Annotated in this window: 10 protein-coding genes; 3 read left to right on the top strand and 7 right to left on the bottom strand. The window is 72.9% G+C overall.

Translation table 11 applies throughout. From position 1 onward, the window contains the following. The 3 genes from FRZ03_RS25475 to FRZ03_RS25465 all read right to left on the bottom strand — a co-directional run. The coding region (locus FRZ03_RS25475; RefSeq protein WP_398661088.1) for a serine/threonine-protein kinase at nucleotides 1-798 on the bottom strand (798 nt) is incomplete at its 3' end. Between the two features lie 65 nt (nucleotides 799-863). Then, complete coding sequence (locus FRZ03_RS25470) at nucleotides 864-1508, bottom strand: hypothetical protein (RefSeq protein WP_146467473.1); 645 nt, start codon at nucleotides 1506-1508, stop codon at nucleotides 864-866. A gap of 92 nt (nucleotides 1509-1600) precedes the next feature. Further along, nucleotides 1601-3742, bottom strand: coding sequence for an N-6 DNA methylase (locus FRZ03_RS25465; protein ID WP_146467472.1), 2142 nt, complete (start codon nucleotides 3740-3742; stop codon nucleotides 1601-1603). Nucleotides 3743-3931: 189 nt separating this feature from the next. On the opposite strand from FRZ03_RS25465, the gene FRZ03_RS25460 reads away from it, so the two are divergent. The 3 genes from FRZ03_RS25460 to FRZ03_RS25450 all read left to right on the top strand — a co-directional run bounded on the left by FRZ03_RS25460 (nucleotide 3932) and on the right by FRZ03_RS25450 (nucleotide 5636). Beyond that, nucleotides 3932-4126 carry a hypothetical protein gene (locus tag FRZ03_RS25460; protein ID WP_146467471.1) on the top strand — a complete coding sequence of 65 codons (195 nt, stop codon included), beginning with the start codon at nucleotides 3932-3934 and terminating at the stop codon, nucleotides 4124-4126. Nucleotides 4127-4230: 104 nt separating this feature from the next. After that, nucleotides 4231-4938 (top strand): hypothetical protein, encoded by a 708-nt coding sequence (locus FRZ03_RS25455; protein ID WP_146467470.1) that lies wholly within the window; start codon nucleotides 4231-4233, stop codon nucleotides 4936-4938. 218 nt (nucleotides 4939-5156) lie between these two features. After that, nucleotides 5157-5636: a M48 family metalloprotease gene (locus FRZ03_RS25450; protein ID WP_146467469.1), complete on the top strand. Its 480-nt coding sequence runs from the start codon at nucleotides 5157-5159 to the stop codon at nucleotides 5634-5636. Here FRZ03_RS25450 and FRZ03_RS25445 read toward each other — a convergent pair. From FRZ03_RS25445 to FRZ03_RS25430, 4 genes are all read right to left on the bottom strand, one after another. After that, entirely contained in the window at nucleotides 5623-6339 is a 717-nt protein-coding gene (locus tag FRZ03_RS25445) for an HNH endonuclease family protein (protein ID WP_146467468.1), read from the bottom strand. The genes FRZ03_RS25450 and FRZ03_RS25445 overlap by 14 nt on opposite strands. Before the next feature lie 236 nt (nucleotides 6340-6575). Next, a complete protein-coding gene (gene mfd / locus FRZ03_RS25440) occupies nucleotides 6576-10112 on the bottom strand; it encodes a transcription-repair coupling factor (protein ID WP_146467467.1) in 3537 nt (1178 codons plus the stop codon). Between the two features lie 226 nt (nucleotides 10113-10338). Beyond that, nucleotides 10339-12921, bottom strand: coding sequence for an ABC transporter permease (locus FRZ03_RS25435; protein ID WP_146467466.1), 2583 nt, complete (start codon nucleotides 12919-12921; stop codon nucleotides 10339-10341). Then, a complete protein-coding gene (locus FRZ03_RS25430) occupies nucleotides 12918-13706 on the bottom strand; it encodes an ABC transporter ATP-binding protein (RefSeq protein WP_146467465.1) in 789 nt (262 codons plus the stop codon). Before FRZ03_RS25430 ends, FRZ03_RS25435 begins: the two co-directional genes overlap by 4 nt. Nucleotides 13707-13852: the final 146 nt, after the last annotated feature.

Below are 13852 nucleotides of genomic sequence, written 5' to 3'. Positions count from 1 at the left end.
CAGGGGCGCTCCGGTGGGGGTGCCACGCGCGGGCAGCAGGGGCGCCAGGTGCTCGTACACCTCCTGCGCGGAGGCCGGCCGGTGCTGCGGGTCCTTGGCGAGCAGCCGCAGCACCAGGGTCTCCAGCGCCTCCGGGACCTCGGGGCGGATCCGGCGCACGGGCAGCGGGGGCTCGTACAGGTGCCGGTGCAGCACGCCGAGCGCGGTGGAGCCCCGGAACGGCACGTCGCCGCTGAGCAGTTCGTGCAGCAGCACCCCGAGCGCGTACAGGTCGGTGTACGGGCCGACCGCGCCGCCCATCGCCTGCTCGGGCGCCATGTAGGCGGGCGAGCCGATCGGGGACCCGGTGTGGGTGAGGCGGGTGGTGTCGGTGTCCATGACGGAGGCCACGCCCAGGTCGAGCACGGTGACCAGGCCGTCCTGCCGGACCATCACATTGCGCGGCTTGAGGTCGCGGTGGACGATCGGCACGGCGTGCACGGCGCTGAGCACGGCGCACAGCTGCGCGGCCACCGCGACCGCCCACGGCCAGGGGTACGGGTCGTGCTCGGCGAGGTGGTCGGCGAGGTCGGCGCCGTCGACGTACTGCATGACGAGGAACAGCTCCTCGCCCTCGCTGCCCGCGTCGTGCACGGTGACCAGGCCGGGGTGGTCGACCTGTGCGGTCACCCGGCACTCGCGCTCGAACCGGCGGCGCAGTTCGTCGGCCTCCTGGCCGGCCACCTTGTCGGGGCGCAGCAGCTTCACCGCCACGCGCCGGTCGAGCCGCCGGTCGTACGCCGTCCACACCTGGCCCATGCCGCCCTGGCCGATGAGGGTGGACAGTTCGTAGCGGCCGGCGACGAGGCGTCCGGTCGCCACGCTCACCTTCCGCCCTCGTGCTGCCCGTCCTGCTTGCGCAGGTAGTCGCTGAGCTCGTCCAGCTCGGCCCGCACCTGGTCGATGCGGGCGGGGGCCGGGCGGTGCGGGAGCGGGGGCCCGGGTACCGGGGTGTGCGGCGACATCGGCGGGGCGGCGGGGGCGCCGGGCACCACGGGAGCGGCGGGCGCGGCAGGTGCGGTGGGCGGGATGTAGGGGGCCGCGGGGCCCGGGTAGCCGTAGGCCGGGGCGCCCTGTGCCGGCATGCCCTGCGCCGGTATGCCCTGCCGGGCGCGGAACGCCTGGTTCCGCCTGGCGTAGTGGCGTATCTCCGCGACCAGGTAGTACACGGTCACCCCCGCCAGGGTGCCCAGCAGCAGGTACAGGCCCGCGTACCCGCGCGCGGTGGTGATGTCGTCGCCCGGGTCGCTCCCCACCAGCACGAGGCTTAGGCCGTCCAGCAGCAGCACCGCCACGAACAGGGCCCAGTCCAGGGGCCTGCGGGTGACGGCGGCCAGCCGCAGCTGCATCACCCAGGCCAGGAAACCCAGGCTGAGCAGGCCGAGCGCCACGAACAGCACGCGCAGCGGGATCAGCACCGCGGGGTGCGGCGGCCGCTGCGCCGGCGGTCCGTAGCCGTGGCCTTGCATGACTGCTCCTGTTGCCTGAAGTGGGCGTGCGAGTCGAGCATATGGCCCGGCGCCGACAACGTGTCCGGGGTCTACCGAACCGTTGTCAGGGGTCAGTCCGGGGCGACGGTGCCGTCGGTGAGGCCGTCGTACATCCCGCGCATCAGCTGCTCCCCGAGCCGGCTCGTGTGCCGCAGCGCCCGCTCGAACTCGTCCAGGGCGCGGAACCGGGCGCCGTAGCGCCGCTGTTCGTCCAGCGGCAGCCGGGGCAGCTGGAGCCGGCGCACATCGAGCCGGGTCGCGGTGGAGGCGTAGCTGCTGGCCTGCCGGTTGTTGGCGGTGCCGCGCAGGAAACCGGCGAGGAACCAGGGGTCGAGCGCCGTGCGATCGGGGCGCAGCAGCACGAGGTTGCGCCCCAGGACGGCGCCGGCCGCGTCCTCCTCGATCACCCGGGCCACCGAGCCGCCCCCGAGCACCGGTACGACGACGTCGCCCGGCTCGGTCAGCACGGCCTCCTCGTCGCTCACCGGCAGCGCCCCCGAGGGCGCCGTCCCGGCGAGCACGTCCGCGTCGGTGAGCACCGGCAGGCGCGCGTGGCCGCCGTTCCCGCCGGTGCGCATCACCAGCGCGCCGCCGCGCGCGAGTTCGCCGACGGTGGTGAGCGGCCTGCGCACGGGCGGGGCCGTCGCGGCGGGCGGCGGGGTGAGTTCGACGGTCCGGCGCAGGGTCTCGCCGAGGCGTTCGCGCACCACCGCGAGCTGTTCCGCGCCGTCGACCACGGCGGGCGGCGGAAGATGGCGGGCGGGCGCCAGATCGACGTCGTCGTCGAGGAGTTCGATGACCGGCACCGCACGGACGAGCCCCGGCCGCTCCACCGGCCCTTCCGCGCGCCCGAAGTCCCGCCAGGCGTCCAGCACGGCCTCGCGCACCGCCGTCCAGTCCGGACCGCCGCGCCCCTCCCCGGCGAACCTGCCGGTGTCCATGAGCAGCACCTCGGGCGACACCGGCGTCCGCTCGGGCCGGCGCAGCACCCAGACGTGCAGCGGGATGTTGTACGGCGGCGCCGCGCCGACCGGCAGCGCCAGCACCGCCCGCAGCGCGCCCCGGCGCAGCAGGTCGGCGCGGATGCGGCGCCCGGAGCGGCGGGAGGCGGCGGCCGGGGGCATCAGCAGCACCGCCGTGCCGCCGTCGGCGAGCCGGGCCAGGGTGTGCTGCACCCAGGCCAGCTCCGACTCGGTGCGCGCCGGGAAGCCGTACTCCCAGCGGGGGTCGTAGGCGAGTTCGTCATGGCCCCAGTTGCGCTCGTTGAACGGCGGGTGGCACAGCACGGCGTCGGCGCGCAGCTCCGGGTAGGCGTCGGCGCGCAGGGCGTCCCCGGCGGTGGCGTGCACGGCGGCGCGCGAGTTCAGCGCCAGGCGCAGCGCGGTGAGCGCGGCGAGGCCGGGGGCGCTGTCCTGCGCGTACAGCTCCTGGTCGGGGCGGGCGTCCACGGCGCGCAGCAGGGCGCCGGTGCCGCAGGCCGGGTCCAGCACCCGGCGGGCCGGACCGGCCAGGGCGGCCATGAGGGCGGCGAGTTCGGCGGGGGTGAGCGTGTACTGGCGGGGGTTGGCGTCCAGGTGCCGGCCCAGCAGGAACTCGAAGGTCTGCCGCGCCCCCGCCTCGGCGGCGAGGTCGGCGACGCCGCGCAGGAGGGGCACCGAGGCGAGGAACGGGAGCGGGCCGTTCACACCTGGTGCCGCCCCCGCGGTGTTCACAGCCGGGGCCGTGGGCGTGTCGTCCACCGCCGGTGTGCCGTCCGGGGTGTTCACAGCGGCCGACGGGTCCCGCGCCGCGCCGCCGGTCAGCGCCACGCCCATCGGGCCGCCGAGGCGCGGGAGCAGCACCTGCTCCAGCGCGCCCGGCAGCAGCCGGGCCAGGCGCTCGTCCGAACCGTCGCTCACCGAGAGCCAGACGGTGGGGCGCTCATGGATCAGCAGCAGGGCGCAGCCGGCGTGCACCAGGGCGGTGAGCGGGCCCTGGGGGTGACCGGCCAGTTGCTGCCAGACCCTTTCGCGCAACGGGACTTCGGCGAGTTTCCCCTGCTTGCGCAGCCACGCCTCGACCTCGGTGAGCGCGAAGGACGGGCTGGTCTCGGTGCCGCCGACCGGCTTGGGGAAGTCGGCGTGCCGACGGCGCCAGTTGCTGACGGCGGCCCGGCCCACCCCGGCGAGCCGCGCGATACCGGCGGCGGTCACCTCTGTCGCTTGGTCCTGCACCGGCCCGCTCCCCTCGTCTGGTACGTGCGCCGAGCATACCGGCGTACACAAGATCCACCTATTCACGACGTGTCCATATCCCTTCGCCGGGAATCATGTTGACTCGGTTCACAAGCTCTGATCTTATTGACCCAGCGAACGAGCGGCCACCGGAGGGGGAGGCCGCCGCTCCGGGGAGGGACAGCCGCCATGGGCATGAAGGCCAGGCTCGCGCTGAGCGCCGTCGTGGGGGTGGCGGTCATCGGCACCATGTCGGCGCACGCCGACCGCGTCGCCCACGACGGGGGTCACGGCGGCGCCACGGGCCCGTCGCCGGCCACCGGGCCCACGCCGCACGGCACACAGGACCCGGTCGGCCGCGCGACGGCCTCCGGGAAGCCCTGAGCCCCCCGCCCCACCCCGCTCCCCCACGCGCCCGGCTCCCCGCCGGGCGCGGTACGGCCCCCGCCGTACGCACGTCTCCGTTCCACCAGCCCTGAAGGACTGTCATGCGTCTCTCGTCCCGCGCCGCCTCCCTGCTCGCCGTCGCGGCGGCCCTGCCCCTGGCCCTCACCGCCTGCTCCTCCGGCTCCTCGGACACCGGTTCCTCCGCGAGCACCAAGCCGGCCAAGGCGAAGGACCCCAACGCCGGCCTCTCCACCGGAACGCAGCTGAAGAAGGCGCTGGCGCCCGCGTCGGCCTTCCCGGCCGGGTTCGCCCTCCAGGCCGACAACTCCGCGGACAGCGGCGACCAGTTCCTCGCCCCGGAGGCCAAGAGCACCGCCAAGACCGACTGCACCCGGCTGCTGGGCACCTCCTGGATCCAGGCGACCGGCTACAAGGGCGGCGTGTCGTTCGCGCAGAACGACTACGCGATCAAGGACCAGACGCAGGACCTGGCCCAGGAGATCGACGAGTTCCAGGGCACCACCGCGAAGGCCGTGATGAAGGAGTTCGCGTCCGTCGCCACCGCCTGCGCCACCTTCACGGACAGCGACACGCACGCCACGGTGAAGGTCACCGGCAAGACCACCGCCGGACTCGGCGACGAGGCCTACACCCTGACCCTGACGAGCGGCACCTGGCAGAACGGCACCACGCTCGTCGCGGCCCGCTCCGGCAGCGCCGTGGTCACCGTGATGTCCACGGCCGGCAGCGACGACGGCGCCGCCAGCGCCAAGAAGCTGACGACGACGGTCCTGTCCGGGCTGAAGTAGGACCCGGCGGCCGACGCGGCCGACGTCCCACCCCGCCGGCCGGACGAGCACGGCACACGGCGTGCCCGGCGCCCCGCCGCGAGCCGTGCCGCGCGCGGCGCTCGCGGTCGGTCTGCGGGCCGTGCTCCACCTGCCGGCCCCGCTGCACCTCGGGGCCCTGCGGTCGTGGACGTCGCCCTGCTCCGCGGGCCGGGCCCCACCGTCGTCACCCTGGCGGGTTGCCTGGCGCCGCGCGGGGCCCGGGCCACCGGCCGGCCGTCGTCCTCACCGCGTACGCGGGACTGTGGCCGCGCCTGACCGAGGCGGTCGGCCGCCGACAGGAGTACGCGGCGGACCGGGTGGCCGCCCGGATCGCCGGGCGGGACTCCACGGTCGACGCCCTGCGCCGCGTCCCCGCGCTGAAAGCGGCCGACGACCTCTGCCTCGGCGCCTTCGCGCTGATGGGCGAGGAGGCCGGACTGCTGCCGCCGGCGGGGCGGTACCACGGCGGGCTCGCCCTCCTGCTCGCGGACGGCACCCGCCGAACGCGGTGGGACGCGCTGTCCGGGGACACCGGGCAGCGCGGTCGCCGTACGACGCACCCGCCCACGGCCGACCGCATCGCGGCACCGGCGGCGCTCCACGAGACGGCCCCGCCGCCGGCCGCCGACGGACACCGGACGGCGGCCCGGCGGGCTCACCGGCTCAGCGGGCCGTGAAGCGCGAGGGGGCCTCGGTCGGGTTGCCGCCGGAGGGGAGCTTCTGGTCCGGGCAGCCGGCCAGGACCTTCTTCATCGCGGCCTTCTCGGCGGAGGTCACCCACAGGCCGTACTTCTTCTTCACCGCCACCTGGGTCGCCACGTAGGTGCAGCGGTAGGCGGTGTCCGGCGGGAGCCAGGTGGCCGCGTCGCCGTCCCCCTTGCCGCGGTTGGCGCTCGCGTCGACCGCGATGAGGTTGAGCGGGTCGTTGGCCAGCGCGATGCGCTTGCTCGCGTCCCAGTACTTGGCGCCCTTCTGCCAGGCGTCCGACAGGGCGACGACATGGTCGATGTCGACCTTGCTGCGCCCGCGCCGGTAGGTGATCTCCTTGCCGGAGTAGGGGTCGGGGTTCAGCACGCCGTAGGTGACCTTGCAGGTGCCGCCGGTGAACTTCACGTCCTTCAGGTCCCGCTTGAGGATGTCGTCCCGTGTGTCGCAGGAGTTGGAGTCCGTGTCCGCCCAGGCGCTGCCGAACCGGTCGCGGGAGTAACCGGTCTTCGGGGCACGCCCCTTGACGGTCAGCGCGTCGGCCGCGGCCACCGCGGCGCCTCCGCCGCCCTTCGGCTCGGGCCCCGCGGCCCCCGTACTCTGCCCGGACTTGCAGCCGGTCACCGCGGCCAGTACGACCACCGCACCGACCGCCCCACTCTTCAGACGCGTCACGCTGCGCCCCCCTTGCTCGCCCTGATCCGCCTCCTGAAGCGGGGCGGATCGTTCCGCCACCACGTTAACTGCCCGTTTACGGGGGCCAGATGGGCGGCGAAGGCGGAATTCAGGGGCAAGTGCGGCGCAAACCAGGGCACTTGGCGCTCGGGCGGCGGCGCACGGTCACGGGGACCGTGCGCCGGATCACATCCTCTTCAAGGGGCCGTCAGGAGGTACCGCCCGCGGACCGCGGGTCACGCGCCCAGGATGGAGGCGAGGAACTCCCCGACCCACGCGAGCAGTTCGCGGCCGACCAGCGGCTTGCCGCCCACCTTCGCGGTCTTCGGGCGGGGCACCAGCACCTGGTGCACGGCCGGCTTGATGACCGTACCGGGGTAGAGCCGCTTGAGCCGCAGCTCCTGAGACTCGCGCAACTCCACCGGCGCGAAGCGGATGTTGGTGCCCTGGAGGACGATCTCACCCACGCCGCAGGCCCGCGCGAGCATCCGCAGCCCGGCCACCAGCAGCAGGTTCTCCACCGGCTCGGGCAACTTGCCGTAGCGGTCGGTGAGTTCCTCGCGGACGGCCTTGATGTCCTCCTCGGAGTTGGCGGAGGCGATGGCGCGGTAGGCCTGGAGGCGCAGCCGCTCGCCGGGCGCGTAGTCGTGCGGGACGTGCGCGTCGACCGGCAGCTCGATCTTGACCTCCAGCGGGGCCTCCTCCGCCTCCCCCTCACCCGTCTCCAGCTGCCGCCGGTAGTCCGCCACGGCCTCGCCGACCATGCGGACGTACAGGTCGAAGCCGACGCCCGCGATGTGCCCGGACTGCTCGCCGCCCAGCAGGTTGCCCGCGCCGCGGATCTCCAGGTCCTTCATGGCCACGTACATGCCCGCGCCCATCTCGGTGTGCTGGGCGATGGTCGCCAGGCGCTCGTGGGCGGTCTCCGTGAGCGGCTTCTCCGGCGGGTAGAGGAAGTAGGCGTAACCGCGCTCGCGGCCACGGCCGACGCGTCCGCGCAGCTGGTGCAGCTGGGAGAGGCCGAAGGTGTCGCCGCGCTCCACGATCAACGTGTTGGCGTTGGAGATGTCGATGCCGGACTCCACGATGGTGGTGGAGACCAGCACGTCGAACTTCTTCTCCCAGAAGTCGACCACGACCTGCTCCAGCGCCGCCTCCGACATCTGGCCGTGCGCGGTGGCGATGCGTGCCTCGGGGACGATGTCGCGCAGCCGGGCCGCCGCGCGGTCGATCGACTCGACCCGGTTGTGGATGTAGAAGACCTGGCCCTCGCGCAGCAGTTCGCGGCGGACCGCGGCGCCGATCTGCTTCTCCTCGTACGGCCCGACGAAGGTGAGCACCGGGTGGCGCTCCTCCGGCGGCGTGGTGATGGTCGACATCTCGCGGATGCCGGTCACCGCCATCTCCAGGGTGCGCGGGATGGGCGTGGCCGACATGGTGAGCACGTCCACGTTGGCGCGGAGCTTCTTCAGCTGCTCCTTGTGCTCGACGCCGAAGCGCTGCTCCTCGTCGACGATGACCAGGCCGAGGTCCTTGAACTTGGTCTCGGAGGAGAACAGCCGGTGGGTGCCGATCACGACGTCCACCGAGCCCTCGCGCAGGCCCTCCAGGACCGCCTTGGCCTCGGTGTCGGTCTGGAACCGGGACAGTGCCCGCACGTTCACCGGGAACTGGGCGTAGCGCTCGGAGAACGTCCCGAAGTGCTGCTGCACCAGCAGCGTCGTCGGCACGAGGACCGCCACCTGCTTGCCGTCCTGTACGGCCTTGAAGGCGGCGCGCACCGCGATCTCGGTCTTGCCGTAGCCGACGTCGCCACAGACCAGGCGGTCCATCGGGACCGACTTCTCCATGTCGTCCTTGACCTCGGCGATGGTGGTGAGCTGGTCCGGGGTCTCCGCGTAGGGGAAGGCGTCCTCCAGCTCGCGCTGCCAGGGCGTGTCGGTGCCGAAGGCGTGGCCGGGGGCGGCCATGCGGGCGCTGTAGAGCTTGATCAGGTCGGCGGCGATCTCCTTGACCGCCTTCTTGGCGCGCGCCTTGGTCTTCGTCCAGTCCGCGCCGCCCAGACGGTGCAGGGTGGGGGCCTCGCCGCCGACGTACTTGGTGATCTGTTCCAGCTGGTCGGTGGGGATGTAGAGGCGGTCGCCGGGCTGGCCGCGCTTGGCGGGGGCGTACTCCACCACCAGGTACTCGCGGGTGGCGCCCTGCACGGTGCGCTGCACCATCTCGATGTAGCGGCCCACGCCGTGCTGTTCGTGGACGATGTAGTCGCCCGCCTCCAGGGTGAGCGGGTCGATGGTCTTGCGGCGCCGGGCGGGCATCCGGGCGCCGTCGCGGCTCGCGGTGCGCTGCCCGGACAGGTCGGTCTCGGTGAGCACGGCGAGCCTGAGCCCCGGGTCGACGAAGCCGTACTCGATCGAGCCGCAGGAGACGTGCACCACGGACGGGCTCAGCTCGCCGAGGTCGGCGTCCATGCGGGCCGCGATGCCCTCGTTGCCGAGCACCTCGACGGTGCGGGCGGCCGGACCGTGGCCCTCGGTGACGAACACCGCGCGCCAGCCGTCGGCGAGCCAGCCCTTGGTGTCGGCGAGGGCCCGGGCGGTGTCGCCGCGGTAGGTGTCGGGCGCGTGCATGCCCAGCTTCAGGGTGTCCGCGTCGAGCTCTTCACCGGCCGCGAAGGGCGACACGGACCACCACATCATGTCCAGCTCGCGCGCCCGGTCGCGGACGTCGGCGATGGACCACAGGGAGGCCGCGCCGACGTCTATCGGGGCCTCGCCACCACCTGCGGTGGCGGCCCACGACGCCTGGAGGAACTCCTGGCTGGTGGCCACCAGGTCGGCGGCGCGGGTACGGACCCGCTCGGGGTCGCAGACCACGGCCATCGAGCCCTGGGGCAGCACGTCGAGCAGCAGCTCCATGTCGTCCACCAGGACAGGGGCGAGGGACTCCATGCCCTCGACCGCGATGCCCTCGGCGATCTTGCTCAGGAGTTCGCCCAGCTCGGGGTGTTCCTCGGCGAGGGTCCGCGCGCGTTCGCGCACCTCGTCGGTGAGCAGCAGCTCGCGGCAGGGCGGCGCCCACAGGCCGTGCTCGGCGATCTCCAGGGAGCGCTGGTCGGCGACCTTGAAGTAGCGGATCTCCTCGACGTCGTCGCCCCAGAACTCGATGCGCAGGGGGTGTTCCTCGGTGGGCGGGAACACGTCCAGAATGCCGCCGCGCACGGCGAACTCGCCGCGCTTCTCCACCAGCTCGACCCGCGCGTAGGCGGCGGCCGCGAGGGCGTCCACCACGTCGTTCAGATCGGCGTTCTGACCGGAGCGCAGGGACACCGGCTCCAGGTCGCCGAGGCCCTTGACCTGCGGCTGGAGCACGGACCGTACCGGTGCCACGACAACGGAGACCGGGCCGGTCTCGGGGTCGTCGGCGCGGGGGTGGGCGAGGCGGCGCAGCACGGCGAGGCGCCGGCCGACGGTGTCGCTGCGGGGGCTGAGGCGCTCGTGCGGCAGCGTCTCCCAGGAGGGGTACTCCACGATGCCCTCCGCCGGCAGCAGCGAGCGCAGCGCCGCCGCGAGGTCCTCCGCCTCACGGCCGGTCGCCGTGACCGCGAGCACGGTGCGGCCGGTCTCGCGGGCCAGGGCGGCGACCGAGAAGGGGCGGGCCGCCGAGGGACCGACGAGGTCGACGTGCATGCGGTTGCCGTCCGCGGCCGCCGTGATCGCTTCCGCGAGGGCGGGGTCCTTGACGACGGCGTCGAGCAGACCGTGCAGGCTCATGGGGCTTTCCGTCCAGGGGTGGGCAACGAGTGTCCAGCGTACGACGCCGCCGGGGCGGCCGGCGGAGCCTGTGGACAACCGGGGGCTCGGCCCCCGGGTTCCCCGGAAAGGCGTCCGGGCGGCACAAACCCGGTGCCGGGCGTCCCTCGGGACGTCCCGGCACCGGGTGCTCCCCCGCAACCCCCGTCTGCGGCGGACCTCGGACCGGCCGGCGGCCGGTCCGCGGCTAATCCGTGGCGATGGCGTTCAGCACGTTCATCCGGCCCGCCCGGAAGGCGGGGATCAGGGCGGCGAACAGGCCCACGAAGGCGGAGCCGATGAAGACCGCGATGATCGTCGGCCAGGGGATGTCCAGGACCTTCAGCCCCTGGAGGGCGAGGAGCTTCTGGGCGGTCGCGCCCCAGCCCATGCCCAGGCCGAGGCCGAGCAGGGCGCCGAAGACGGCGATCACCACGGACTCCAGGCGGATCATGCGGCGCAGCTGGCGGCGGGAGAGACCGATGGCCCGCATCAGGCCTATCTCCCGGGTCCGCTCCACCACCGACAGCGCCAGGGTGTTCACCACGCCCAGGACCGCGACGATGATCGCCAGGGCCAGCAGGCCGTAGATCATGTTGAGCAGCTGCCCGATCTGGTCCTTCAGCGCCTTCTTGAAGTCGGTCTGGTCGCGCACGTTCAGCGCCGGGTCGGCGTGCACCGTCCGCTTCAGCGCCGCGTAGGCGGCGGCCTGCTGTCCGTCCTCGGCGGTGGCGAAGACGATCTGGTCGAGCGGCATCTTGTCGGCCGGCATGTACTTCGCGACGGTGGGGATGGCCGCGTACATGGCGCCCTTGTCGATCACGACCTCGTCGCTGGTGATGGCGCGGACCGTGAGCCTGGCGGTCCTGCCGCCCTTGAAGGCGACCGTGACCGTGGAGCCGACCTTGATGCCGTGCTCCTTGGCGAAGCCCTCGAAGACCGACATGGAGTCGGGCCGGTAGGCGTCGGCCAGGCGGCCGGCGACCGTCTTGGTGCGCACGTCCTCGGCGTAGGTGGCGTCGGCCGCGTTGATCGTCCCGTTCTTGACGACCTTGCCGTCCGGAGTGGTCAGGTCCGCGTCGAGGATCTTGTACTCGGTGACCCGCTCCAGGCCGGGCGTGGCCTTGATCTGCCGCACCATCTCCGGCTTGACGAAGGCGAACTCCTGGTCGCCCTGGACGATGAAGTCCGTGCCGACGGTCTTGTCCAGCTGGTCGGTGGCCGAGGCCACCATGGAGGAGCCGACCACCGACAGGCAGGCCACCAGGGCGAGACCGATCATCAGGGCGGCGCCGGTGGCACCGGTGCGGCGCGGGTTGCGCAGCGCGTTGCGCTCGGCCATCCGCCCGACCGGGCCGAAGACCCGCAGCAGCACCACGCCGAGGACCCGGACCAGGCCGGCCGCGAGCAGCGGGCCGACGACCACGAAACCGACCAGGGTGCACAGCACGCCCAGGCCCAGCCAGCCCGAGCCGGTCTTGGCCTGGTCGGAGGTTGCGGCGACGTACAGGCCGGCCACGCCCGCGCCGGTGAGCAGCAGGCCGAGCACGGCGCGCACGGCACCGGCCTTGGCGTCGGCCGGCGAACCGGCGTCGCGCAGCGCGGCCATCGGGGAGACCTTGCCGGCCCGCCGGGCGGGCAGATAGGCCGCCAGCACGGTGACCACGACGCCCAGCAGCAGACCGAGCGCGGGCGTGGTCCAGGCGACCGTCAGGTCGTCCGTGGACAGCTCCATGCCCATGCCGCTCATCAGCTTCATCAGGCCGACCGCGATGCCGACGCCCGCGCCGACGCCGAGCACCGAACCGACCACGCCCAGCAGCAGCGCCTCGACCAGCACGGAGCGGTTGACCTGCTTGCGGGAGGAGCCGATGGCACGCATCAGGCCGATCTCACGGGTGCGCTGGGCGACCAGCATCGAGAAGGTGTTGATGATCAGGAAGATGCCGACCAGGAAGGCGATCCCGGCGAAGCCGAGCATCGCGTACTTCATGACGTTCAGGAAGCTCTCGACGCTCTTCTGGTTGGCGTCGGCGACCTCCTTGGCGGTGCGCACCTTGTAGCCGTGCCCGAGCGCGGCCGCGACGTCCTTCTTCAGCCGGTCGTCCGGCACGCCCTTGGCAGCGGTGACATTGACGTCGGTGTAGACGCCGGTGCGGCCGATCAGGGTCTGCTGGGCGGTCTTCGTGTCCAGGTAGAAGACGGCCGCGCCGGGGTTGGTCACCTCGAAGGCGGCGATGCCGGAGACACGGGCGTGGTGCGTGCCGACGACCGAGATCATGCCGATGTCGTCGCCCAGCTTCAGGTGGTGCTTGTCGGCGGTGTCCTTGTCCACCATCACCTGGTCCGGGCCCTTGGGCGCCGCGCCGGAGGTGATCTTCATGGTGCGGGCGTCGTTGCCGCTCCAGCTGCCGACGATGGTGGGCGCGCCGCTGCTCGGCGACAGCTTGTCCTTCTTGGCGTCGATCACGGTCACCGAGGTCGAGTACACCGTGCCCTCGGCCGAGCGGACGCCCTGGACACCGCGGACGGTGCCGAGGACGGAGGCCGGCATGACCGGCGGCTTGCCGGTGCGGGAGGTGGTCTGCCCGGTGTCGGAGGCACCGCCGGCGCTGACCGTGACGTCCGACGCGGTCGCCTGGAACAGCTTGTCGAAGGTGGTGTTCATGGTGTCGGTGAACACCAGCGTGCCGCACACGAAGGCGACCGAGAGCAGGACCGCGACCGCCGAGAGCGCCATGCGGCCCTTGTGCGCGACGAAGTTGCGCAGGGAGGTCTTCAGGACGGTCATGACGTACGGCCCCGGGAGTCGAAGTCCTTCATGCGGTCCAGGACCTGATCGGCCGTGGGCTGGTGCATCTCGTCCACGATGCGGCCGTCGGCCAGGTACAGCACACGGTCCGCGTAGGAGGCGGCGACGGGGTCGTGGGTGACCATCACGATGGTCTGGCCCAGCTCGTCCACCGAGCGGCGCAGGAAGCCCAGCACCTCGGCGCCGGCGCGGGAGTCGAGGTTTCCGGTCGGCTCGTCACCGAAGATGATCTCCGGGCGGGCGGCGAGCGCGCGGGCCACGGCGACGCGCTGCTGCTGGCCGCCGGAGAGCTGGGTCGGCCGGTGCTTGAGCCGGCCGGCGAGGCCGACGGTCTCCACGACCCGGTCCAGCCACGCCCGGTCGGGCTTGCGGCCGGCTATGTCCATGGGCAGCGTGATGTTCTCGAGGGCGTTGAGCGTCGGCAGCAGGTTGAACGCCTGGAAGATGAAGCCGATCCGGTCCCGGCGCAGCTGGGTGAGCTTCTTGTCCTTCAGGCCGGTGATCTCGGTCTCGTCCAGGAAGATCTGACCACCCGTCACCGTGTCCAGGCCCGCCAGGCAGTGCATCAGCGTGGACTTGCCGGAGCCCGAGGGCCCCATGATCGCGGTGAAGCGGCCTCTGGCGATGTCCACGTCGACGTGGTCCAGGGCGACGACACGGGTCTCGCCGGACCCGTACGCCTTCACGACCTGCCGCGCCCGCGCGGCAACGGCCGTACGCTCTCCAGTGCCCCCGTGCCTGGGAATTGTCACAGCCGATGTCACGGTATGTCTCCTATGTCGGTCGGCAAGTTCGTGTACCGCCCCGTAGTCCGAGGTATGTGCGTTCCGGGTACGTCGACGAGTCTCGTGGTTCGACCGGTCCCGGCGCGCTGGTGCGAAGCCCCGTCTTCACGAGGGGGAAAACCCCA

Source organism: Streptomyces misionensis (genome assembly GCF_007896895.1).
GTDB classification, from domain to species: Bacteria; Actinomycetota; Actinomycetes; order Streptomycetales; family Streptomycetaceae; genus Streptomyces; species Streptomyces misionensis_A.
The sequence above is the reverse complement of the archived record's forward strand: the minus strand, read 5'-3'. Positions and strand labels throughout refer to the sequence as shown.